A 21,653-nucleotide genomic window follows, 5' to 3' on the forward strand; every position below is an offset into this window, starting at 1 on the left:
AACGGGATCAGACCACCGGCAGCGCCTGCTGCAGCCGGGCCGATTCCAGCCCCAGTTCGATCAATGCCATCACCGCAATGGCGTCGGCGGCCGGCACCGGGTTTTCGCCTGTGCCGGCGATCGCGTCGCGCACCGCGGCGTAATAAGCCGGGTAGTTGCCGGGAATGTTGAGCAGCGGTTGCTCCGCCAGCAGATCTCCACGTGACAGCGTCACCACTCCATCGCGCATGTCATAGCCCCAGTCGGCCTGCGGCAGGCGCTCGCCGGCCTTCAGCCGGTCTTCCTGCGGATCCAGACCGTATTTGACATAGCTGCCGCGGGTGCCGTGCACCACGTAGCGCGGGCTCTCTGCCGCCACCAGCATGCTGGCGTGCAGCACCACACGGCGATCGCCATAGCTCAGCAGCGCGTGGAAATAATCCACCGCCTGCGCCCCCGGCCGCAGCTCCCCCAGATCGACGAACAGTCGCTCGGGTTTGCCGAAGAGTTGCAGCGCCTGATCGAGCAGATGCGGCCCCAAATCGAACCAGATGCCGCTGCCGACGCCGCCCTGTTCGCGCCAACGCTGGCGCACCTGCGGCCGGTAGCGATCGAAATGCGACTCGAAATAGACCACCTCGCCCAGCGAACCGTCGTTCAGCAATGCTTTAAGGGTGAGGAAATCACTGTCCCAGCGGCGCTTGTGGAACACCGACAGCAGTAAACCACTCTGCTGCGCCTGCTGTTGCAGCGCCTGTGCTTGTGACAATGTCACGGTAAACGGTTTATCCACCACCACGTGCTTGCCGGCGGCCAACGCCTGCTGCGCCAGCGGGAAATGGGTATCGTTGGGGGTAGGAATTACGATCAGATCGAGGGCCGGATCGGCGAACAGCGCCTGCGCATCACCCACCACCGTCATCGACGGCCAATCGGCGTGCACTTTGCCGGCATCGCTGCTGGAGACGGCGGCCAGCTCCAGCCCCGGCGTACCGGCGATCAGCGGCGCATGAAAGGTTTTGCCGGCGTAGCCGTAACCGACCAGCCCGACACGAATTTTCTCAGCCATGGGATTTCCTCTTGCTGGCTCACGACAGACCCTTTCGATTTGACACCATGCGGCCGGATGGAACAAGAAGTAAATAAGATGTTAATTCGACGCAGGGCCGGCGTAGCCAAACGTGCGGCCCGGCGTCGCGATGCCGGGCTATCCGCTTGATAGGGATGACGAAGCCTATATTACCCGCTAAGCTATGCCGCCTGTGATCCCCGTTTCAATCAGGAAGCCTTTATGTCTCAAGCTGAATACACTCGTATCGGCGGTTGGTTGCTGGCCCCGTTGGCCTATCTGATCGTCACCCTGCTCAGCGCCAGTCTGATGCTGCTCCTGTACGCCATGGCGATCTTCATGCCCGAGTCGCGCGACTATCTGTTGACCAACGCCCAGGCATTTACCCTGCAATGGTACTTTTCGGTGCTGACCACGCTCTTGATGTGGTGCTTCACCCTGTGGCTGGTGTTTTTGTTTTGCCAGCGTTCGCAGCGCTTCCCCAAGCTGTTCTTGTTATGGCTGCTGATCACGGTAATTCTGGCGGTGAAAGCCTTCGCCTTCGCGCCGGTGCCGGATGAAGTGGCGGTGCGCAGCCTCGGCTGGCCGCTGCTGATGGCGGCGCTGCTGGTGCCTTACATCAAGCGTTCGCAGCGGGTCAAAGGGACCTTTACCGAACGTTAAAGGGAGTTGCAGCACGTTTTATTGGGTGATTTGTGTAAATTTTCGCCAAAAAAGGCAATACCCCTGCGATTCATATGTTGTCGTCCGGCCGCCGATTCCCGATAATAGGCGGCTTTTATTTTTTTAGGCATCACAATGACCGAATACCTGCTCCTGTTTGTCGGCACCGTACTGGTGAACAACTTCGTTCTGGTGAAGTTTCTTGGCCTGTGCCCGTTCCTCGGCGTTTCCAAGAAGCTGGAAAGCGCCATCGGCATGGGAATGGCCACCACCTTCGTTATGACGCTGGCCTCCGTCAGCGCCTGGGTGATCAACACCTTTATTCTGGTTCCGCTGGATCTGGTGTATCTGCGCACGCTCTCCTTCATTCTGGTGATCGCCGTCGTCGTGCAGTTCACCGAAATGGTGGTGCGCAAAACCAGCCCGGCACTCTACCGCCTGCTGGGTATCTTCCTGCCGCTGATCACCACCAACTGTGCGGTGCTGGGCGTGGCGTTGCTTAACGTCAACCTCGGCTATAACTTCCTGCAGTCCGCCGTTTACGGCTTCAGCGCCGCCGCCGGTTTCTCGCTGGTCATGGTGCTGTTCGCCGCCATTCGCGAACGTCTGGCGGTCGCCGACGTCCCGGCGCCGTTCCGCGGCTCCTCAATCGCGCTGATCACCGCCGGGCTGATGTCGCTGGCCTTTATGGGCTTTACCGGGCTGGTGAAATTCTAATGACTGCGTTGTGGATAGCTATCGCGGCTTTAAGCGCGCTCGGGCTGCTGTTCGGACTGGTGCTGGGTTACGCCGCGCGCCGTTTTGAGGTGGAAGAGGATCCGGTCGCCGAGCAGGTCGACGCGATCCTGCCGCAGAGCCAGTGCGGGCAGTGCGGTTACCCCGGCTGTCGCCCCTATGCCGAGGCGGTGGCCAACGGCGAGATGATCAACAAATGCGCGCCGGGCGGCGAACAGGTGATGCTGAAACTGGCGGAGCTGCTCAACGTCGAACCGCAGCCGCTGGGCAGCGAAATCGCCGCCGAGCCGGAGCGTAAGGTGGCCTATATCGACGAGGCCAACTGCATCGGTTGCACCAAGTGCATTCAGGCCTGCCCGGTGGACGCCATCGTCGGCGCCACCCGCGCCATGCACACCGTCATTACCGACCTCTGTACCGGCTGCGATCTGTGCGTCGCCCCTTGCCCTACCGACTGTATTGAAATGAGACCGGTCGCGACCACCACCGCCAACTGGAAGTGGGATATGAAGACGATTCCGGTGCAAGTGATCCATGTGGAGCAACATGCTTAATCTGTTCGCCGCCTTTAAAAAAGACCGGATCTGGGATTTCGACGGCGGGATCCATCCACCGGAAATGAAAACGCAGTCCAGCGGTACGCCGCTGCGTGTCGCTCCCCTGCCCAAGACCTTTATCATTCCGCTGCAGCAGCACCTGGGGCCGGAAGGCGAACTGTGCGTCAACGCCGGCGATCGGGTGTTGAAAGGCCAACCGCTGACCGTCGGCCGCGGCCGCACCGTACCGGTACACGCCCCGACCTCGGGCACCGTCAGCGCCATTACGCCGCACATCACCGCTCATCCGTCCGGGCTGACGGAGCTGTGCGTGATTATCGAGGCAGACGGGGAAGACCGCTGGTCCGAGCGCGATCCGGTGGCGGACTATCGTCAATCCCCTGTCGCGGAACTGATTCAACGTATTCATCAGGCCGGTATTGCCGGTCTGGGCGGCGCCGGTTTCCCGACCGCCAGCAAGCTGCAAGGCGGCATGAGCGGCGTGGAAACGCTGATCCTCAACGCCGCCGAGTGCGAGCCTTACATCACCGCCGACGACCGCCTGATGCAGGAACATGCCGATCAGATCATTGAAGGCACGCAGATCCTGCAACACATTCTGCAACCCAAGCTCACGCTGATCGGCATCGAAGACAACAAACCGGAGGCAATCGCGGCGCTGAAACTGGCGTTGCGCGGGCAATCCGGCATTGGGCTGCGCGTCATCCCCACCAAATACCCGTCCGGCGGCGCCAAGCAGCTGACCAAAATTTTGACCGGCAAGGAAGTGCCGCACGGCAAGCACTCCTCGGCTATTGGCGTTTTGATGCAAAACGTCGGCACCGCCTTCGCCATCAAGCGAGCGATCGTCGACGGCGAACCGCTGATTGAGCGCGTAGTGACCCTGACCGGCGACGCTATCGAGCGCCCCGGCAACCTGTGGGCGCGCATCGGCACGCCGGTGCAGCACCTGCTCGACTTCACCGGTTTCCGCCCGCAGGCGCAGCAGATGGTGGTCATGGGCGGCCCGCTGATGGGCTTCACCCTGCCCGCGCTGAACGTGCCAATCGTCAAGATCAGCAACTGCATTCTGGCGCCGACGGTCGATGAAATGACGCCGCAGGAGCCGGAGCAGTCCTGCATCCGCTGCGGCCTGTGCGTAGACGCTTGCCCTGCCGGGCTGCTGCCGCAACAGCTGTACTGGTTCAGCCGTGGGCAGGAGCATGACAAGGCACGCAACCATAACCTGTTCGACTGCATCGAATGCGGCGCCTGTGCGTTCGTCTGCCCCAGCAATATTCCGTTGGTGCAGTACTACCGTCAGGAAAAGGCCGAAATCAAGGCTATCGATCTGGAAGCGGCGCGCACCGCCGAGGCCAAGGCGCGTTTCGAAGCCAAGCAGGCCCGTCTGGAGCGCGAGAAACTGGCGCGCGAAGAGCGGCACAAAAAGGCCGCCGTCAAACTGACCGACGACGATCAGGGTGCCGTACAGGCCGCGCTGGCGCGCGTGCGCAGCAAGAATGCCGAAGCGGCGGTTACGCCGGTCAACGGCCAGCAGCCGGATAACAGCGAGATGATCGCCGCCCGCGAAGCACGTAAAGCGCAGGCGCGCGAACGGCGCGCCCAGCTGGCTGCCGAGGTGGAAACGGAAGCACCGCCGGCGGCAACAGAGGACGATCCGCGCAAAGCGGCCGTTGCTGCCGCCTTGGCGCGCGTGAAGGCCAAAAAAGCGGAGCAGCAATCTGACGCCCCTGCTGCGGCAGAACCGACTCCGGCTGCCGTCGAGGAAGATCCGCGCAAAGCCGCGGTAGCGGCGGCACTGGCGCGCGTAAAAGCCAAGAAAGCCGCGCAACAGGCTGATACCCCTGCTGCGGCGGAACCGGCTCCGGCAACCGTCGAGGAAGATCCGCGCAAAGCCGCGGTGGCGGCGGCACTGGCGCGCGTAAAAGCCAAGAAAGCCGCGCAACAGGCGGATGCCCCTGCTGCGGCAGAACCGGCTCCGGCTGCCGCCGAGGAAGATCCGCGCAAGGCGGCGGTCGCGGCGGCTATCGCCCGTGCCAAAGCCAAGAAAGCCGCGCAACAGGGGGATGCCCCTGCTGCGGCAGAACCGGCTCCGGCAACCACCGAGGAAGATCCGCGCAAGGCGGCGGTGGCGGCGGCACTGGCGCGCGTAAAAGCCAAGAAAGCGGCGCAACAGGCGGATACCCCTGCCGAGGCAGAACCGGCTCCGGCAACCGCCGAGGAAGATCCGCGCAAGGCGGCGGTCGCGGCGGCTATCGCCCGTGCCAAAGCCAAGAAAGCGGCGCAACAGGCGGATGCCCCTGCTGCGGCGGAACCGGCTCCGGCAACCGCCGAGGAAGATCCGCGCAAGGCGGCGGTGGCGGCGGCTATCGCCCGTGCCAAAGCCAAAAAAGCCGCCAGAGAATCGCTGGCGGCAGAAACGGAAGACAAATGATGACAGCGGCGCCAGGCCACAGCCCGGCGCCGTTTAATCGATAGAGATCAGATAAGTATAATCCACTTCAATCTGGCGCAGTTTGGACTCGGGGTTCCACTCTTTGGTTTGAATGATCTCCATTTCCATACTGCCGCGCACCTTATCCTTCAATCCCGGCATCACATGTGACACCAGGTAGCCGAAAAACTGCAGACACTCTTTCGCCGTGCCCTTATGGTTGATGGAGATAAACTCGCGGCTCGGCAGATGAATGGTATCTATCTGGTGATTGGAAAGAATATCCTTTTTGTGTTCCGGATCGACCGCCATCACCAGCGTGGAGGACAGCTCTTCGCCTTCCCCCCCGGCATGAGGGGAATAGATGCTGTAAATCCGCCGGCAATCGACGTGCAACCCCTTGAAGAAGTCGTTGAAAATCTCGTCCTTCATCGCCATGCAGGAAGCGTACTCCAGCTCTTGTTCGGAGGCGAAATCCAGCCGGCGCGAGAAGCCGACCAGTTGCATCTCGGGCAAGGTCAGCCGCTTCACCTCCGGATAATAACCGGCGCCGTAGCTGGCTTCGAAGTTAAAGCGCGGCATCAGGTTTTTCACGTCCCAGTGCTCCATCGAGCGGTAGCGATTGGGGGTGGTGCCGAAGCGCTGCTTGAACATGCGGGTAAAGGTCTGCTGCGAGTCGAAGCCCAGCTCATCGGAGATGTCGATGATGGAGCGGCGAGTGATACGCAGCGCCACTGCAGCACGCGTCAGGATGCGCGAACGGATATAAGTGGCGAGTTGAATGCCGGTAATACGCTTGAATTTACGCTGCAGATGCCACTTGGAATAGCCCGAAATTCGCGCGACTTCATCCAGGTTTGGCCGTTTCTCCAGATGTATCTCCACCCACTCAATTAGCTCTTCAATAAAAAAATGTCTTCATTTGTCATTATTATGGATTCACTGACTCAATAATGTTCGCGATAGTAACCTACACGTATTATGTGAAAGTTGTTATTTTGTGCGAAAATCTGGATAAAAATGATATTTCATTCATACGGTTACCCCGATTCCCGCAGTCAATGGCGGCACAAGTTCCACTGACAATTCCTCACGTTAGCCCATTTTCTGGCCAAAAAAAATCAAATCGCGCCACCCTGATATTCACGAGTGCGAAAAGGCGAATACCCCTATAATTAAGGCGTATTACCCTCGCATCGAATCAGGTAGAATGCTCGGCTATCATTTTTGCCGCGCCTTCAGAACGGCGCATCGAAACTGCCGCAGGCGCGGCGCAGAAGGTATCGTTACTCTATGAAGTTCAGGCCGGTATCACCCACAGCCGCCAAAGGCTTACACATCGCCAGCTCGCCATTCACCCACAACCAGCAAAGCACCAGCCGCATCATGCTGTGGGTCATGTTGGCGTGTATTCCCGGCATCGCGGCACAGATTTGGTTCTTCGGCTACGGCGTATTGATTCAGGTGGCGCTGGCGGCGATCGTCGCGCTGGCGGCGGAAGGCGCAATCCTCACGCTGCGCAAGCTGCCGGTGCGCAGCCGGCTGGCGGATAACTCCGCCCTGCTGACCGCGCTGCTGCTCGGCATCAGCCTGCCGCCGCTGGCGCCGTGGTGGATGATTGTCATCGGTACTTTCTTCGCCATCGTCATCGCCAAGCAGCTGTACGGCGGCCTCGGGCAGAACCCGTTCAACCCGGCAATGGTCGGTTACGTGGTGCTGCTGATCTCCTTCCCTGTACAGATGACCAGCTGGCTGCCGCCGGATGAGCTGCGCGCCACCGCGCTGTCGCTCCACGACACGCTGCTGGCCATTTTCAGCGGCCATACTTCGCAAGGCGCGACGCTGCATGAACTGCAGATGGGCGTGGACGGCATCAGCCAGGCCACGCCGCTCGACGGCTTCAAAACCGGCCTGCGCAGCGGCCACAGCGTGGAACAGGTGTTGCAGCAGCCGCTCTTCGGCGGCGCCCTGGCCGGCATCGGCTGGCAGTGGGTCAACCTCGGCTTCCTGGCCGGCGGCCTGTTTATGCTGGCGCGCCGCCTGATCCACTGGCAGATCCCGTTCAGCATGTTGGCCGCCATCGCCTTCTGTTCCGGCCTGGCCTGGTGGATCGATCCGGCGCATCAGGCTTCGCCGCTGATCCACCTGTTCTCCGGCGCCAGCATGTTGGGCGCGTTCTTCATCGCCACCGACCCGGTCAGCGCCTCCACTACGCCGAAGGGCCGTTTGATCTACGGCGCGCTGATCGGCGTGCTGGTGTGGCTGATCCGCGTCTATGGCGGCTACCCTGACGGGGTGGCCTTCGCCGTGCTGCTCGCCAATATCACCGTCCCGTTAATCGACCACTACACGCAGCCGCGCGTGTACGGCCATCGCTAAGGAGCCGCCATGCTGAATTCCATGAGAAAGCACGGCACCACGCTGGCGGTGTTTGCGGCAGTCACCACCGGCCTGACCGCCGTGGTCTACGCCCTGACGAAAACCACCATCGCCCATCAGGCAGCGCTGCAGCAAAAAGCGCTGCTCGATCAGGTGGTACCGCCGGAAAACTACGACAACATCATGCAGAACGAGTGCTTCCTGGTCAGCGACCCGGCGCTGGGCGACGGCGCGCCGCACCGTTTGTACCTGGCGCGCAAAAACGGGCAACCGACCGCCGCCGCGCTGGAAACCACCGCGCCGGACGGCTACTCCGGCGCCATCAAGCTGCTGGTCGGCGCCGATTTCAACGGCACGGTGCTCGGCACCCGCGTGATTGAGCACCACGAAACCCCGGGGCTGGGTGACAAAATTGAACTGCGCATTTCCGACTGGATTTCTTTCTTCAGCGGCAAGAAAATCGAAGGCCCTGACGATAAGCGCTGGGCGGTGAAGAAAGACGGCGGTATGTTCGACCAGTTCACCGGCGCGACCATCACCCCGCGTGCGGTGGTCAATGCGGTGCGCCGCACGGCGTTGTATATGGAAACACTGCCGCCTAAACTTGAAAGCTTACCTGCGTGTGGAGCCAGCGAATGAGTGAAGCCAAAGAATTGATCGTCCAGGGGTTGTGGAAAAACAACTCCGCCCTGGTGCAGCTGCTGGGCATGTGTCCGTTGCTGGCGGTGACCTCCACCGTCACCAACGCGCTGGGCCTGGGGCTGGCCACCACGCTGGTGCTGACGCTGACCAACGCCTCCATCTCCGCGGTACGCCGCTGGGTGCCGAGCGAGGTGCGTATTCCTATCTACGTGATGATCATCGCCGCGGTGGTGAGCATCGTGCAGATGCTGATCAACGCCTATGCCTTCGGCCTGTATCAGTCGCTCGGCATCTTTATTCCATTGATCGTGACCAACTGCATCGTGGTGGGCCGCGCCGAAGCGGTGGCCGCCAAGAAGCCGGTCGGCCTCTCGGCGCTGGACGGCATGGCCATCGGCCTCGGCGCTACCGGCGTGATGGTGACGCTGGGCTCGATGCGCGAACTGTTGGGTAACGGCACGTTGTTCGACGGCGCCGATCAGCTGCTGGGCGGCTGGGCCAAGTCGCTGCGCATCGAAGTCGTGCATTTCGACAGCCCGTTTCTGCTGGCGATGCTGCCGCCGGGTGCCTTTATCGGCCTGGGGCTGCTGCTGGCGGTCAAATATCTGATCGACGAAAAAATGAAGGCGCGCAAAGCCCGCGCCGTGGCGGTGGAACCGCTGCTGGAACAAGGACGTGCTGAGAAGGCCTGATGAACAAGCAGAAGCGACTGGAAATTCTGACCCGGCTGCGCGACAACAACCCGCACCCGACCACCGAGCTGGTGTACACCACGCCGTTTGAACTGCTGATTGCGGTGCTGCTGTCTGCGCAGGCCACCGACGTGAGCGTCAACAAGGCGACCGCCAAGCTTTATCCGGTCGCCAACACCCCCGCCGCCTTGCTGGCGCTGGGGGTTGATGGCGTCAAGGAGTACATCAAGACCATCGGCCTGTTCAACAGCAAGGCCGAAAACGTGATCAAAACCTGCCGCATGCTGCTGGAGCTGCACGGTGGCGAAGTGCCGGAGGATCGCGCCGCGCTGGAGGCGCTGCCGGGCGTCGGCCGCAAGACCGCCAACGTGGTGCTCAACACGGCCTTCGGCTGGGCGACCATCGCCGTCGATACCCATATCTTCCGGGTGTGTAACCGCACCCACTTCGCGCCGGGCAAGAATGTCGATCAGGTGGAAGAGAAGCTGTTGAAGGTAGTGCCCGCCGAATTCAAGGTCGATTGCCACCACTGGCTGATCCTGCACGGGCGCTACACCTGCATCGCGCGCAAACCGCGCTGTGGCTCGTGCATTATCGAAGACCTGTGCGAGTATAAAGAAAAGGTTTATCCGGAATCCTGAGTCTGTTGGGTGCGGCAAACCGCACCCGTCGCTTCCTCTCCCCCGCCAGCGCCTCTTTTTTATCGGAAATGTGATATTGCGCAGCAGTAACCCCGGCGTTATCGCGGTTTTCAGTGGAAAACTCAGTACCGCGTTATTTTCAAGCGAAAAATTAGTCGAAAATTGCGGTGAGCGTCACGCTTTCGGGATCACAAGGCGTTCACAAATGCCAGTCCCGTTTTCCTAAATTTCTATAATTTTACAAAACGCGCCATATACACAACATTCCAACGGATTAATAACCGTACATACACTGATGCGCTAAAAAATAGCAATTCAGCAGAATATATCCCTGTTTAAAATCCGTATAGCTTTTAATCAAAACAAAAAATCGGCAAACCATTAAAACCCGAAAGTTAATACTGCATAACATTTGCAACATCGCAGCATAATCCTGCGGGCGTGAAATGTAACCGAATATGACAAACTGCTTGCCACGTTGACAAAGATAGTGAACATTAACCGCCGTCCCCATCCTATAACAACGCAAAAGGATGCCGTTCCGCATCAACTTTTGTACTTTCCCGTCCTCCAAAGACGGGCTGCGAAAAAACAGAGGTACCAGTGTCAACAGCAAACAACCAACACCCGGAGAGCGTTAGCCTTAACGCGTTCAAACAACCGAAAGCGTTCTATCTGATCTTCTCGATCGAACTGTGGGAGCGTTTCGGCTATTACGGCCTGCAGGGCATCATGGCGGTTTATCTGGTCAAGATGCTCGGCATGAGCGAAGCCGACTCCATCACCCTGTTCTCTTCCTTCAGCGCCCTGGTATACGGCTTCGTCGCCATCGGCGGCTGGCTGGGCGACAAGGTGCTGGGCGCCAAACGCGTGATCGTGCTCGGCGCACTGGTGCTGGCCGCCGGTTACGCCATGGTGGCCTACTCCGGCCACGACATCTTCTGGGTCTACATGGGTATGGCGACCATCGCCGTGGGCAGCGGCCTGTTCAAGGCTAACCCGTCCTCCCTGCTGTCCACCTGCTATGAGAAAGACGATCCGCGTCTCGACGGCGCCTTCACCATGTACTACATGTCGGTGAACATCGGTTCCTTCTTCTCCATGCTGGCCACTCCATGGCTGGCGGCGAAATATGGCTGGAGCGTGGCGTTCTCCCTGAGCGTGGTCGGCATGCTGATCACCCTGGTCAACTTTATGATGTGCCACAAGTGGGTGAAGAAAAACGGCTCCAAGCCTGACTTCAAGCCGCTGCACCTGCCGAAACTGCTGATGGTGCTGGTCGGCATCGTGGCGCTGGTCGCCGTGTCCAGCTGGCTGCTGCACAACCAGGTGATCGCACGCTGGGCGCTGGCTCTCGTTTCCGCCGGCATCGTTCTGGTGTTCGCCAAGGAAACCTTCGCCCTGCACGGCGCCGCACGCCGCAAGATGATCGTCGCCTTCCTGCTGATGCTGGAAGCGGTAGTGTTCTTCGTGCTGTACAGCCAGATGCCAACCTCGCTGAACTTCTTCGCCATCCACAACGTGGAGCACAACATCTTTGGCGTTGCCTTCGAGCCGGAGCAGTACCAGGCGCTGAACCCGTTCTGGATCATGCTCGCCAGCCCGATTCTGGCCGCGCTGTATAACAAAATGGGCGATCGCCTACCGATGCCGCACAAGTTCGCTTTCGGCATGATCCTGTGCTCCTGCGCCTTCCTGGTGCTGCCATGGGGCGCCAGCTTCGCCAACGAACAGGGCATCGTGTCGGTCAACTGGCTGATCCTGAGCTACGCGCTGCAGAGCATCGGTGAGCTGATGATTTCCGGCCTGGGTCTGGCGATGGTGGCACAGCTGGTGCCGCAGCGTCTGATGGGGTTCATCATGGGTTCCTGGTTCCTGACCACCGCCGCCGCCGCGCTGATCGCCGGTAAGGTTGCCGGCCTGACCGCCGTCCCGAGCGACATCAACGACGCGCACGCTTCGCTGGCCATCTACAGCCATGTGTTTATGCAGATCGGCATCGTCACCGCCGTCATCGCTATCCTGATGATGCTGACCGCGCCGAAACTGTACCGCATGACGCTGGATACCACCGAAGACGCCAATCAAAAAGCACAGGAAGCCACCGCGGCTCGCTGATCGCCAGCAGATTGAGCGTAAATAAAAACACCGGGGTTAATGCCCCGGTGTTTTTTTTATGGCCGCGAGAAAAGTGCTTACGCTGACTTGGGCTTGCCGCTCAGGTTGGCCCACATGAATTCGCTGACCAGCGCGCTGTGGAATGCCGCCTGTTGCTTATCGGCGGCGGCGCTGTGCCCGCCTTCGGTATTTTCATAGAAATAGGCCTGCTGATACCCCATCGCCTGCATGCGCGCCGCCATTTTGCGGGCGTGGGCCGGGTTGACCCGATCGTCGCTGGTCGCGGTATAGAACAGCACCGGCGGATAAGCCGTCTGCGCCTGAATGTTGTGGTACGGCGAGAAGGTCTTGATGTAGGCCCACTCCTCCGGCTTGCTCGGGTCACCGTATTCGGCGATCCAGGACGCGCCGGCGGAAAGCTGGGTATAGCGCTGCATGTCCAGCAGTGGCACTTCGCAAACGATGCAGCCGAACAGCTGCGGATACAGCGTCAGCATATTGCCCACCAACAGGCCGCCGTTGCTGCCGCCACGCGCCCCCAGATGCGGCGCCGAGGTCACCTTGCGTGCGATGAGATCTTCGGCCACGGCGGCAAAATCCTCGTAGGCGCGATGGCGGTTCTGCTTGAGCGCCGCCTGGTGCCAGGCCGGGCCGTATTCGCCGCCGCCGCGGATGTTGGCCACCACGTACACCCCGCCGCGTTCCAGCCAGGCCGGCGCCTTGCCGCCGAGATAGCCCGGCAGCAGCGGCACTTCAAACCCGCCGTAGCCGTACAGCAGCGTCGGCGTACTGCCGTCCGGTTTGAGATCTTTGGCGGCAATCTGGAAATACGGCACGCGGGTGCCGTCCTTGGAACGCGCAAAATGCTGGCTCACCTGGTAGCCTGACGCGTCAAAATCCTGCGGCGCCTGTTTCAGCAGCGTCGCCTCACCGCCGTCGAGGTTGCCCATGTACAGCGAGGTCGGCTGCAGGAACCCGCTGACGGTCAGGAAATAGGCGTTGCTCTCTTCGTCGATGCCGCCGGCGGAAAGGGTGCTGATGGCGCCGGGGTTGCCCAGCGGGCGACGTTGCCAGCTGCCGCCCTGCGGCGTCAGCACTTCCAGCCGGTTGACCACGTTATCCATGATGCTGAGGATCAGATGATCGCGGGTGCCGCTGTAGCCGCTCAGCGCCTGCTCCGCCGTTGGGGTAAACAGCAGCTGCAGCTCGCGCTTGCCCGCCAGGTAGTCATCGAAGTTGGCCGCCAGCAGCGCGCCGGATGGATAACGCTTGCCGCCCACCTCCCAGTCGCTGCTCGGTTTGATCAGCAGCCATTCCCGATGCGTATCCAGCTCGGCGTCGGCCGGGATGTCGATTTTTTTCTGCTGGCCGTCCTGCGCCAGCAGGAAATAGTCGCGGCGATAGAAGTCCAGGCTGCGGCCGACGAAATCGCGCTCAAAGCCCGGCGTGCGATCGTGATAGGCGAAGACCGCCATATCCTCGGGCTGCGCTTCGTACAGCGTTTCGGCGGCGCTCAGCGGCGTGCCGCGCCGCCAGCGCTTGGCGATGCGCGCGTAGCCGGACTGGGTCATGGAGCCGGGGCCGAAATCGGTGGCGATGAACAGCGTATCCCGATCGACCCAGGAGACCCGGCTTTTCGCCACCGGCACGTTGAAGCCGTCCTTGACGAAGCGTTTGGCCACCAGATCGAATTCGCGGATTTCGGTGGCGTCACCGCCGTCCGGCGACAGCTGCATCAGGCAATAGCGGTATTCCGGCGCCAGCGGCTGCGAGCCCTGATAGACCCAATCCTTGCCTTCCGCCTTGCCCAACGCATCGATATCCAGCACCGTCTCCCAGGCCGGTTTGGCCTTGCGGTACTCGTCCAGCGTGGTGCGCCGCAGCAGGCCGCGCGGGTTGGCCTGGTCCTGCCAGAAGTTGTAATAGTACTCGCCGCGCTTGCTCACCCACGGGATTTGGGTGTCTTTATTGAGGATACCCAGGACTTCGCGCTCAATGCGCTGGAAGTCTTCGCCCTGACCGAAACGCGCCACGGTACGCTGATTTTCCTGCTGCACCCATTGCAGCGCTTTTTTACCCTGCAGCTCCTCCAGCCACAGGAAGTCGTCGCCGGCGGCCGCGCCGCCCTCCGCCGCCATCGCCAGGCGGATACTGTTGGGTAATGAAGTCATCGCGAATACGGCTCCTGCGGTTTGTGCGCTGAGTTTAATAAACTGACGTCGATTGGTGACCGGCAAAATCAAGCTCCTTTTGAGTCGGCTGCAACGCCGCCCCGTCATGGGCGACAGCCTGTGAAATAAGAGTCATTTTCAACAAGGTAGGCGTTTGGCGGCGCGGAGTCAAAGCCCACGGCCGCCGCGTTGAGTCAGGATTGAGGATAGTGGATCAGATCGTGGATGCGCACCGTTTGTGAACTGGCGTTGCGGTAGGCGTGCGGCCGATCGGCCTGAAAGCGCATCGCTTCACCGGCCGCCAGGCTGTGCCATTCGCCGTCTATCGCCAACTCCAACCGGCCGCTGATCACGATCACATGCTCGATCACGCCCGGCTCATGGGGCGACGATTCGCTGAGCGCGCCCGGTGCGAGATCGATGACGAACATATCGAAACCCAGCTGGCGGTCGTAGGGAAACAGCGGCACCACGCGCATATCAGCATTGTCCTGATCGTACACCGGCAGATCGCCGTAGCGGTGCAGCGTCGCTTGTTGCTGAGCGGGCGACGCCTCAAGAAAGGCGGAGAACGCCACGTTGAAGCCGGTGGCGATCTTCCACAGCGTCGCCACCGTCGGGCTGGATTCGCCGCGTTCAATCTGCCCGAGCATCGCTTTGCTGACGCCGGTGTATTCCGCCGCCTGCGTCAGGCTCCAGCCGCGCTGTGCGCGCAGCGTGCGAAGGGTGTGTGCCAAATGGCCGGCAAGTTCCTGCATCCAGTTCTCCTCTGCGTGTCGTGCCCGATTATACCCGCTTGTGCGCTATAGCGCACGGTGCTATGCTGATTTCTTAACGTGCGTTATAACGCACAATCACCGATTGGAGCTTCTCATGCGCCCAGCCCTCTCCCTACGTCATCTGACCCTGCCCGCCGTCATGGCCGGTTTTGTCGCCGTTCTGGTGGGCTACACCAGCTCTGCCGCGATCATTTTCCAGGCCGCCGCCGCTGCGGGCGCCACGCCGGCGCAGATCGGCGGCTGGCTGAGCGCGCTGGGGATCGCGATGGGCGTCACCTCGCTGGGACTGTCGCTTTACTATCGCACCCCGATCCTCACCGCCTGGTCGACGCCCGGCGCAGCGCTGCTGGTCACCAGCCTGCCCGGCACGCCGATCAACGAGGCGATCGGCGTGTTTATCTTCGCTTCCGGTCTGATCCTGCTGTGCGGCGTCACCGGGCTGTTCGCCCGCCTGATGGACTACATCCCGCAGGCGATTTCTGCAGCGATGTTGGCGGGGATCCTGCTGCGCTTCGGGCTGGACGCCTTCGCTTCACTGCAGCTCAATTTCCCTCTGAGCGCCGGCATGGGGCTGGCCTACCTGCTCAGTCGCCGTTATCAACCGCGCTACGCCATCGTGCTGACGCTGGCGGTTGGGCTGACGATCGCCGCGCTGCAGGGCGATATCAAACTGGCACAGCAGGCGCCGGCGTTCGTCATGCCGGAATTTATCGCACCGCACTTCAGCTGGCCGACGCTGCTGGGCATCGGCGTGCCCTTCTTCGTGGTGACCATGGCTTCGCAGAACGCACCCGGCATCGCCACGCTGCAGGCGGCGGGCTACCGTGTCCCCACCTCACCGCTGATCGCCTGGACGTCGCTGACCGCGCTGCTGCTGGCGCCGTTCGGCGGCTTCTCGGTGTGCATCGCCGCGATCACCGCCGCCATCTGCATGGGGCCGGACGTGCATCCCGATCCGCAGCGACGCTATATGGGCGCGGTGGCCGCCGGCGGTTTCTACCTGCTGGCCGGGCTGTTCGGCGGCGCCATCGGCCTGCTGTTCAGCGCGTTGCCGGTCGCCCTGATCCACACCATCGCCGGGCTAGCGCTGCTCGGCACCATCGGCGGCAGCCTGCAACGCGCCCTGCATGATGAAAAGCAGCGCGACGCGGCGCTGATCGCCTTCCTCATCACCGCCTCCGGCATCACGCTGCTCGGCATCGGTTCGGCCTTCTGGGGCATTGTCGGCGGCGCCATCGCCCACCTGCTGCTGTCGCTGCCGCGGCGAGGAGCTGCAGCATAAAATGCCAACCGCACGCCGTGCATTGACAAGCACGGCGGTGACGCCTTCACTGGATGGGCATACTGCGATTTCCGCACGAGGCCCACATGAAAGAAAAGGAACAATGGTCCCAGGTCGATCGCTATATCGTAGACAGCCTGGTAGAACAAGACGATGCCCTGTTGCAGGCGCTGGCGACCAACGCCGTCGCCGGGCTGCCGGCGCATGATGTAGCGCCGAATCAGGGCAAACTGCTGCAGCTGTTCGCCCGCATGGTTAACGCCAAACGCATTTTGGAAATCGGCACGTTGGGCGGCTACAGCACCATCTGGCTGGCGCGTGCGCTACCGGCGGATGGCACATTGATCACGCTGGAAGCGGATGAAAGCCACGCCGCCGTCGCCCGCCAAAATATCGCGCGCGCTGGTCTCGATGGCCAGGTTGAGCTGCGCGTCGGCCCCGCCATCTCTCACCTGCCCACGCTGCAAACCCTGGCCCCCTTTGACCTCATCTTCATCGACGCCGACAAACCGAGCAACCCGGATTACCTGCGTTGGGCGCTTAAACTCGCTCGCCCGGGTACGGTGATTATCGGTGACAATGTGGTGCGCAATGGCGCAGTCACCGACGCCGCCAGCACGGACGCCCGTGTACAAGGCGTACGCGCATTCTTCACGATGATGGCGCAGGAGCCCCGTCTGACCGCCACCGCCTTACAAACCGTGGGCAGCAAGGGCTGGGACGGATTCTCTCTGGCTATCGTCAACTTTTAAGTGACAATGTCACCAAGGAAGCCTATGACTGAGAAAGCTGCGCTGTTGGCACAGCGCTTGATACGCAATGTCGAACGGGTAGATAAGCAACACGATCGGCGGCCGCCGCTGTATGACAGCGTCGGCGCTCGCCTCGGCACCGGCACCGCCGCCGACAAGCTGGGCGCCTCCTTCGATTGCGTAGCGCCGGGCATGCGCTCCTGCCCCTACCATTTTCACTACGCTCAGGAGGAAATGTTCATCATTCTGGAAGGCAGCGGTACGCTGCGGGTGGCCGGAGAAATGCTGCCGATCGTCAGCGGGGATGTCATCTTCATTCCGCCGGGCCCGGAATACCCGCACCAGATCATCAACACCTCCGATGCGCCGCTGAAGTACCTGTCCGTCAGCACCCGCGAGCAGCCGGAGCTGGTGATGTACCCGGATTCCGGCAAATACCAGGCGATGGCGCGCAGCGCAGACGGCGAGCAGGTACGCTACCTGCAGCGCCCTTCAACCTCGCTCGATTACTGGCAGGATGAACCCTGAATCGCCGTCGGGCAGCGGGAGATCCAATGCGCGCGCCGCCAGTTCGGCCACGCGGAAGTCGATATCCGCCGCCTGCCCGTCTTCCATAAACCAGGCGGCGGAGAGCCCCGACCAGGCCAGGATCCATTGCAGCAAGCGCCGGCGCTCCAGCCCGGCCAAGCGACAGACCTGTTCCACGCGCCGCTGGAAAATGGCCGGATCGGTGGCGATGCCGTAGTTGGGATTACAGAAAATATTGGCGTAATCGAAGCCCCGTTCGCCGTACAAACGCTTGGGATCGATCGCCAGCCAGCCGCGTTCGCCGAAGTCCAGCACGTTGTCATGATGGATATCGCCGTGCAGCACACTCTCTTCTCGCGGGCTGCTCAGCAGCTCAGCCGCCGTCGTGGCGCTGAGACGCAGCATGCCGCCGTGCGCCTGCGCCGCCGGCCACAGCGAGCTGAACCACTCGTGCAGCGGGATCAGCTCGGGCAACGGCGCCGCGCGCGGCGCATGCAAGGCGGCGATAGCCCGGCACAGGATCTGCGTGGCCAGCTCATCGTTGCCGTCACGCACCAGCTGCGCCAACGAACCTTCACCCTGCGCGCGCTCCAGCAGAATGCCGTCGTCGTGCCACGCCAGCACCTGCGCGGCGCCTTCCCCACGCCACCAGCACATCAGCTGGCCGCCGAAGCGCTCCTCCTGCTCGCGGGCGATCTTCAGCATGGCCGCTTCACCCCGGTAACGCACCGGCATCAGCAGACTGCTGTGGGTTTCGAAGGCTTTGCCGTCCTGTTCCAGTTGCCAGCGTTGCAGGTAGGGAGTAAAAAGCGGGTTCATCGTCTCATGCGTCCTTGTGGCCGATCTGCGCCGCACTGTCACATTCGCGTGAGAGACGACGTATAAAATAAAGAGGGATGATACTCTCAAATATCATCGGTGTGCGGCGTCTGGCCGCCGTTTTCTCAGTATCCTAACCAAGTTTGTCGATTTTATTAACCGGTCTTGCGCGGGGTTTGATCATGACATCATTAAAACGCACGAATTATCCGCAGTTGCCTACGCCGGGCGGCCCCTATGTGCATGCGGTACGCCACGGCGATCGCCTGTATGTGTCGGGACTGACGGCCTTCGCCACCGACGCGCAAGGCTTGAGCGCGCCGGAACAGACGCAGGAGATCCTCGAACAGCTGGCGACCATCGCCGCCAGCGAAGGCGTAAATCTCAAAGCATTGATTAAAATCAGCGTGTTCCTGACCGACATCGCCGATCTGGCGGGCGTGCGCCCGGTGCTGTTTGACTATTTCGATGGCGCGCTGCCGGCCTGTTCGTTGGTGGCGGTCAGCGCGTTGTTCTCACCGCAGGTGTGCGTAGAGATAGAGGCGGTGATGGCGTTGCAATAATGCGCGGCTAGAGCGCGCCCTCATCCAGCACGCAGGGGCCGATCTTGAACCAGGCTTTGGCGATCTGCCCCTGTTCCACTTCGTAGATAGCGATGACATCCATTTTGCCGCGCCCCTGCGGGAAGTTGCGCGTCACCACTTCCTGATCGACCACCATGTTCCCCACCGCCATGCGTTTTATCCGTTCGCCGTACAGGCTCGGCTCCTGGAAACGCACCAGATGCCGTTCGCGGATCGCCGCCTTGCCGCTGGCCAGCAGCGTGTCGGGGTGCTCGTAATACTGCGCGTCGTCCGCCCAGCAGGCCATGAAGGCGTCGATGTCGCGGGCATTATAGGCGTCAAGCTGTTGTTGAACCACATCCTGCGGGCGTGCCGTTTTATCGTTCATCACATCCTCCTGCCGAAGTTAACCGCCGCATGTATCGAACCCATCACGTTAACCGCCCAGTGCTGCAGCTTGATGACACGGCGAGATTTGAATAAAAACCCAAAAATAGCGAATAAATAACCTACCACGCCCAATGGACAATTCAAGCGCCCGCGCACAAATTTTCTGCACCGCGCCAGGGGCGGCGAAAACCGCATGACGCCGCGCGTTAATCTTTGCGGCGGTTGGGGAAATTCTGCTAATTTAGCGTGAACAGCCTGATGATAACGAAACGCTATGCAGCAAAAACCGGTGTTGGACGAAGCCAGACAGTTAAAGCGACTCAACGCCGCCACGCGGCGTCAATCCCATATGTATAAATGGATCGCGCTGATTGCGGCGCTGGATGCGCTATTGGTGTTTTGGTATGACCGGGATATGCGCAACGTCACCTTCTCGGGAGCGGTTGCGCTGGTGTGCGGCTATCTGTGGATCCGCGATCGCAACAAGGCCCGGGGCTACCGGCGCGAGTTCGACCGCAAATTCGGCAAGCGCGGCGGCGATTAAGGCTGCATCGCTTCCAGCACTTTAGCGCTGTCGACAATCTGCACGAACTTCACGATTTTGCCGGCGCGCAGCGTATAAATATGCGCAAAAGAGGCGCTAAAGGATTTGCCGGTGGCCCGGTAGGTGCCGTGATAAAAACCTTGTGCGATCACATTGTCGCCGGCGTCGTAAAAGTGGTCGACATCGGCGCGGTAACCTTGCCATTCGCTGCCCAGGCGCTGATGCACGTTCTTGATAATGTTCTCCGGACCGATATAGGTACCGGCGTAGGGGAAACCGGCGGCTTCGGTCCACTCGGCATCGGGGGCCAGCGCCGCCAGCAGATTACGGCCGTTTTCTTCGGAACTGCCTTCATAGGTTGCGCGCACTATCTCAAGAGGGGTTGGCATGTCTCTTCTCCAATGGCTGATGAGGATATTCCGGCCATCCCCGCGGACACAGGCTCTCACCACGCGGAGACGGCGGAATGCGGCTATTCTAGGTTGCTTGTTTCGCTGCAAAAACCGCAGTTATGACAATAGTGGGTTGCACTTTAGTAAACAATAGCCGTTTTTCTGTCATTCTCCCGGCATCCGGCGCGGCTATGCTGATTGACCGATTTCCCCCAACAGGAGCTGAACGTGTCTTTACCTTCGCTGACGCAAGAGCTGTTACAACCTTTCTCACCCTACCAGGCGCTGGCGCAAACGTTGCTGCCGCTCACCCTCGAGTCGGACGACGGTTCGCATGACGTTGCACATCTGCACCGGGTCTGGAAGAACTGCCGCCGAATCAGCAAGCTGGAAGGCGGCGACCGGCGCATTCTCTGCGCGGCGGTGCTGCTGCACGACGCCGTCGCGGTGGAAAAAAACTCGCCGCAGCGCCATCTGGCCTCGCGCATGGCGGCGGAGCAAGCCACGCTGACGCTGACCCAGCTGGAATGGGCGTCGGCGGATATCGCGGCGGTGGCTCACGCCATCGAAGCGCACAGTTTTTCCGCCGGCATCCCCCCACAAACGCTGGAGGCCAAAATCCTGCAGGACGCCGATCGCCTCGACGCCATAGGTCTTATCGGCGTGGCACGCTGCTTCTATATCGGCGGCCGCATGCGCAGCGCGCTGTATGACGCCGCCGATCCGCGGGCCGAACATCGTCAATATGACGACAAGCGTTTCAGCCTGGACCATTTCGAAACCAAGCTGTTCAAACTGCAAGACGGCTTCCAGACCGCCGCCGGGCGGCACATGGCCGAGCGGCGCACCGAACGCATGCGGCGCTTTGTCGACGATCTGCTGGAAGAGGTGTAATGCCGGTTTGCCGGGCATTTTCGTTATGCCCATAACATTTTCGGTCACATAACGCCGTTAAACTGTAAGTCAACTTCACCGAACGGGCGGCACAGATGAAAAAGTTGACGTTGAAAGAGATGACGGAAAGCGAACAGCGGGAAGTGAAAACCGAACTGGACAAAGCGCGCAAAAGCCACGGGCGGCCACTGACCAACGCCGAACAGCACAAGGTCAAGGATGAAGTGGTGGCGCGCATCATGGCCGCCAGAGCGAAGCTCGCCAAGGCGGAGCGTGCAGAACGCAAGGCCAACCGCTACCGGCCGAGCGGCGACACTTTCAGTTGGTCCGCCACCATCGGCTCCCGCCCGCCGCGCTGAGCCGGCCAAACCCTCCCCGCCGCCGCGGGGATTTTTATTTATTAGCCAAACTCATCCCCGCTGACGAATCATGAATAACAATGTTATCAATCTGTTGTAAATTGACAGCCTGATGAAGAATATTCATTATCACCCCACTTCCCCTTTTCGCGAGACCGCCATGGCCTATCCACGCAACGCTGACATTCTGATGACGCCTGCGTTGCCTATTGGCGGTTTGGCGGCGGTTAAATCGAAGAAACAGACGCTCATTTGACCGGGGCGAGCTGTC

Annotated in this window: 23 protein-coding genes and 1 pseudogene; 17 read left to right on the plus strand and 7 right to left on the minus strand. The window is 61.0% G+C overall.

The genetic code is table 11. From position 1 onward, the window contains the following. Positions 1-7: 7 nt before the first annotated feature. A complete protein-coding gene (locus FHU12_RS09905; protein WP_141969066.1) occupies positions 8-1,048 on the minus strand; it encodes an oxidoreductase in 1,041 nt (346 codons plus the stop codon). Positions 1,049-1,270: 222 nt separating this feature from the next. Between FHU12_RS09905 and FHU12_RS09910 the strand changes: the two genes are divergently transcribed. The 4 genes from FHU12_RS09910 (at position 1,271) to rsxC (ending at position 5,437) form a co-directional block, all read left to right on the plus strand. After that, complete coding sequence (locus tag FHU12_RS09910) at positions 1,271-1,711, plus strand: DUF2569 domain-containing protein (protein ID WP_089180846.1); 441 nt, start codon at positions 1,271-1,273, stop codon at positions 1,709-1,711. Between the two features lie 135 nt (positions 1,712-1,846). Further along, positions 1,847-2,428 carry an electron transport complex subunit RsxA gene (rsxA, locus tag FHU12_RS09915; protein WP_004938443.1) on the plus strand — a complete coding sequence of 194 codons (582 nt, stop codon included), beginning with the start codon at positions 1,847-1,849 and terminating at the stop codon, positions 2,426-2,428. Beyond that, the gene (gene rsxB / locus FHU12_RS09920) at positions 2,428-3,000 is read left to right on the plus strand and encodes an electron transport complex subunit RsxB (RefSeq protein WP_141969068.1); all 573 of its coding nucleotides are present in this window, start codon (positions 2,428-2,430) and stop codon (positions 2,998-3,000) included. Before rsxA ends, rsxB begins: the two co-directional genes overlap by 1 nt. Further along, positions 2,993-5,437: an electron transport complex subunit RsxC gene (gene rsxC / locus FHU12_RS09925; protein ID WP_141969070.1), complete on the plus strand. Its 2,445-nt coding sequence runs from the start codon at positions 2,993-2,995 to the stop codon at positions 5,435-5,437. The genes rsxB and rsxC overlap by 8 nt, the downstream gene beginning before the upstream one ends. 33 nt (positions 5,438-5,470) lie before the next feature. On the opposite strand, the pseudogene FHU12_RS09930 reads toward rsxC, so the two are convergent. After that, a pseudogene (locus FHU12_RS09930) lies at positions 5,471-6,366 on the minus strand (helix-turn-helix domain-containing protein). A 364-nt stretch (positions 6,367-6,730) separates the two neighbouring features. Here FHU12_RS09930 and rsxD point away from each other — a divergent pair. The 5 genes from rsxD to dtpA all read left to right on the plus strand — a co-directional run bounded on the left by rsxD (position 6,731) and on the right by dtpA (position 11,909). Continuing rightward, positions 6,731-7,816 (plus strand): electron transport complex subunit RsxD, encoded by a 1,086-nt coding sequence (gene rsxD, locus FHU12_RS09935; protein ID WP_141969072.1) that lies wholly within the window; start codon positions 6,731-6,733, stop codon positions 7,814-7,816. Positions 7,817-7,825: 9 nt separating this feature from the next. Beyond that, a complete protein-coding gene (gene rsxG, locus FHU12_RS09940) occupies positions 7,826-8,455 on the plus strand; it encodes an electron transport complex subunit RsxG (RefSeq protein ID WP_025302683.1) in 630 nt (209 codons plus the stop codon). Next, complete coding sequence (locus FHU12_RS09945) at positions 8,452-9,150, plus strand: electron transport complex subunit E (RefSeq protein ID WP_038873082.1); 699 nt, start codon at positions 8,452-8,454, stop codon at positions 9,148-9,150. Before rsxG ends, FHU12_RS09945 begins: the two co-directional genes overlap by 4 nt. After that, positions 9,150-9,791: an endonuclease III gene (gene nth / locus FHU12_RS09950; RefSeq protein WP_141969074.1), complete on the plus strand. Its 642-nt coding sequence runs from the start codon at positions 9,150-9,152 to the stop codon at positions 9,789-9,791. The genes FHU12_RS09945 and nth overlap by 1 nt, the downstream gene beginning before the upstream one ends. A gap of 603 nt (positions 9,792-10,394) precedes the next feature. Beyond that, positions 10,395-11,909, plus strand: a complete 1,515-nt coding sequence (dtpA, locus tag FHU12_RS09955) for a dipeptide/tripeptide permease DtpA (RefSeq protein WP_141969076.1) — start codon at positions 10,395-10,397, stop codon at positions 11,907-11,909. Positions 11,910-11,986: 77 nt separating this feature from the next. Here the strand turns inward: dtpA and FHU12_RS09960 are convergent, their stop codons facing one another. Together FHU12_RS09960 and FHU12_RS09965 are read right to left on the minus strand one after the other, a co-directional pair. Continuing rightward, positions 11,987-14,080, minus strand: coding sequence for a prolyl oligopeptidase family serine peptidase (locus FHU12_RS09960; protein WP_141969078.1), 2,094 nt, complete (start codon positions 14,078-14,080; stop codon positions 11,987-11,989). A gap of 194 nt (positions 14,081-14,274) precedes the next feature. Then, a complete protein-coding gene (locus tag FHU12_RS09965) occupies positions 14,275-14,838 on the minus strand; it encodes a helix-turn-helix domain-containing protein (RefSeq protein ID WP_033638405.1) in 564 nt (187 codons plus the stop codon). Between the two features lie 115 nt (positions 14,839-14,953). Between FHU12_RS09965 and FHU12_RS09970 the strand changes: the two genes are divergently transcribed. The 3 genes from FHU12_RS09970 (at position 14,954) to FHU12_RS09980 (ending at position 17,421) form a co-directional block, all read left to right on the plus strand. Then, positions 14,954-16,141, plus strand: coding sequence for a benzoate/H(+) symporter BenE family transporter (locus FHU12_RS09970; RefSeq protein ID WP_141969080.1), 1,188 nt, complete (start codon positions 14,954-14,956; stop codon positions 16,139-16,141). Between the two features lie 86 nt (positions 16,142-16,227). After that, positions 16,228-16,893, plus strand: coding sequence for an O-methyltransferase (locus FHU12_RS09975; RefSeq protein WP_141969081.1), 666 nt, complete (start codon positions 16,228-16,230; stop codon positions 16,891-16,893). Between the two features lie 24 nt (positions 16,894-16,917). Continuing rightward, positions 16,918-17,421, plus strand: coding sequence for a cupin domain-containing protein (locus FHU12_RS09980; RefSeq protein WP_048233594.1), 504 nt, complete (start codon positions 16,918-16,920; stop codon positions 17,419-17,421). Here FHU12_RS09980 and FHU12_RS09985 read toward each other — a convergent pair. After that, positions 17,386-18,240, minus strand: a complete 855-nt coding sequence (locus FHU12_RS09985; RefSeq protein ID WP_141969083.1) for an aminoglycoside phosphotransferase family protein — start codon at positions 18,238-18,240, stop codon at positions 17,386-17,388. The genes FHU12_RS09980 and FHU12_RS09985 overlap by 36 nt on opposite strands. A 182-nt stretch (positions 18,241-18,422) precedes the next feature. On the opposite strand from FHU12_RS09985, the gene FHU12_RS09990 reads away from it, so the two are divergent. After that, entirely contained in the window at positions 18,423-18,803 is a 381-nt protein-coding gene (locus FHU12_RS09990) for a RidA family protein (RefSeq protein WP_038874872.1), read from the plus strand. Between the two features lie 7 nt (positions 18,804-18,810). On the opposite strand, the gene FHU12_RS09995 is transcribed toward FHU12_RS09990, so the two are convergent. Next, entirely contained in the window at positions 18,811-19,191 is a 381-nt protein-coding gene (locus tag FHU12_RS09995) for a nuclear transport factor 2 family protein (RefSeq protein WP_127146137.1), read from the minus strand. Between the two features lie 276 nt (positions 19,192-19,467). Here FHU12_RS09995 and FHU12_RS10000 point away from each other — a divergent pair, with 276 nt between their 5' ends. Continuing rightward, the gene (locus FHU12_RS10000) at positions 19,468-19,737 is read left to right on the plus strand and encodes a hypothetical protein (RefSeq protein ID WP_107226861.1); all 270 of its coding nucleotides are present in this window, start codon (positions 19,468-19,470) and stop codon (positions 19,735-19,737) included. Here the strand turns inward: FHU12_RS10000 and FHU12_RS10005 are convergent. Continuing rightward, entirely contained in the window at positions 19,734-20,126 is a 393-nt protein-coding gene (locus tag FHU12_RS10005) for a nuclear transport factor 2 family protein (protein WP_004938379.1), read from the minus strand. The genes FHU12_RS10000 and FHU12_RS10005 overlap by 4 nt on opposite strands. A 201-nt stretch (positions 20,127-20,327) precedes the next feature. On the opposite strand from FHU12_RS10005, the gene FHU12_RS10010 reads away from it, so the two are divergent. From FHU12_RS10010 to FHU12_RS27115, 3 genes are all read left to right on the plus strand, one after another. Further along, positions 20,328-21,023 carry an HD domain-containing protein gene (locus FHU12_RS10010; RefSeq protein ID WP_197833859.1) on the plus strand — a complete coding sequence of 232 codons (696 nt, stop codon included), beginning with the start codon at positions 20,328-20,330 and terminating at the stop codon, positions 21,021-21,023. Between the two features lie 95 nt (positions 21,024-21,118). Continuing rightward, on the plus strand, positions 21,119-21,382 hold the full coding sequence (locus tag FHU12_RS10015) for a YjbD family protein (protein WP_004938373.1): 264 nt from the start codon (positions 21,119-21,121) through the stop codon (positions 21,380-21,382). A gap of 112 nt (positions 21,383-21,494) precedes the next feature. Further along, on the plus strand, positions 21,495-21,638 hold the full coding sequence (locus FHU12_RS27115; RefSeq protein WP_185742296.1) for a hypothetical protein: 144 nt from the start codon (positions 21,495-21,497) through the stop codon (positions 21,636-21,638). The last annotated feature ends 15 nt before the right edge of the window (positions 21,639-21,653 follow it).

The sequence above is a fragment of the Serratia marcescens genome, assembly GCF_006715005.1.
GTDB lineage: Bacteria > Pseudomonadota > Gammaproteobacteria > Enterobacterales > Enterobacteriaceae > Serratia > Serratia montpellierensis.

Bases quoted from the DNA above. Each gene is read 5' to 3' on its own strand.
- FHU12_RS09905 (WP_141969066.1), bottom strand. From the start codon at position 1,048: ATGGCTGAGAAAATTCGTGTCGGGCTGGTCGGTTACGGCTACGCCGGC.
- FHU12_RS09910 (WP_089180846.1), top strand. From the start codon at position 1,271: ATGTCTCAAGCTGAATACACTCGTATCGGCGGTTGGTTGCTGGCCCCG.
- rsxA (WP_004938443.1), top strand. From the start codon at position 1,847: ATGACCGAATACCTGCTCCTGTTTGTCGGCACCGTACTGGTGAACAAC.
- rsxB (WP_141969068.1), top strand. From the start codon at position 2,428: ATGACTGCGTTGTGGATAGCTATCGCGGCTTTAAGCGCGCTCGGGCTG.
- rsxC (WP_141969070.1), top strand. From the start codon at position 2,993: ATGCTTAATCTGTTCGCCGCCTTTAAAAAAGACCGGATCTGGGATTTC.
- rsxD (WP_141969072.1), top strand. From the start codon at position 6,731: ATGAAGTTCAGGCCGGTATCACCCACAGCCGCCAAAGGCTTACACATC.
- rsxG (WP_025302683.1), top strand. From the start codon at position 7,826: ATGCTGAATTCCATGAGAAAGCACGGCACCACGCTGGCGGTGTTTGCG.
- FHU12_RS09945 (WP_038873082.1), top strand. From the start codon at position 8,452: ATGAGTGAAGCCAAAGAATTGATCGTCCAGGGGTTGTGGAAAAACAAC.
- nth (WP_141969074.1), top strand. From the start codon at position 9,150: ATGAACAAGCAGAAGCGACTGGAAATTCTGACCCGGCTGCGCGACAAC.
- FHU12_RS09960 (WP_141969078.1), bottom strand. From the start codon at position 14,080: ATGACTTCATTACCCAACAGTATCCGCCTGGCGATGGCGGCGGAGGGC.
- FHU12_RS09965 (WP_033638405.1), bottom strand. From the start codon at position 14,838: ATGCAGGAACTTGCCGGCCATTTGGCACACACCCTTCGCACGCTGCGC.
- FHU12_RS09970 (WP_141969080.1), top strand. From the start codon at position 14,954: ATGCGCCCAGCCCTCTCCCTACGTCATCTGACCCTGCCCGCCGTCATG.
- FHU12_RS09975 (WP_141969081.1), top strand. From the start codon at position 16,228: ATGAAAGAAAAGGAACAATGGTCCCAGGTCGATCGCTATATCGTAGAC.
- FHU12_RS09980 (WP_048233594.1), top strand. From the start codon at position 16,918: ATGACTGAGAAAGCTGCGCTGTTGGCACAGCGCTTGATACGCAATGTC.
- FHU12_RS09985 (WP_141969083.1), bottom strand. From the start codon at position 18,240: ATGAACCCGCTTTTTACTCCCTACCTGCAACGCTGGCAACTGGAACAG.
- FHU12_RS09990 (WP_038874872.1), top strand. From the start codon at position 18,423: ATGACATCATTAAAACGCACGAATTATCCGCAGTTGCCTACGCCGGGC.
- FHU12_RS09995 (WP_127146137.1), bottom strand. From the start codon at position 19,191: ATGAACGATAAAACGGCACGCCCGCAGGATGTGGTTCAACAACAGCTT.
- FHU12_RS10000 (WP_107226861.1), top strand. From the start codon at position 19,468: ATGCAGCAAAAACCGGTGTTGGACGAAGCCAGACAGTTAAAGCGACTC.
- FHU12_RS10005 (WP_004938379.1), bottom strand. From the start codon at position 20,126: ATGCCAACCCCTCTTGAGATAGTGCGCGCAACCTATGAAGGCAGTTCC.
- FHU12_RS10015 (WP_004938373.1), top strand. From the start codon at position 21,119: ATGAAAAAGTTGACGTTGAAAGAGATGACGGAAAGCGAACAGCGGGAA.
- FHU12_RS27115 (WP_185742296.1), top strand. From the start codon at position 21,495: ATGAAGAATATTCATTATCACCCCACTTCCCCTTTTCGCGAGACCGCC.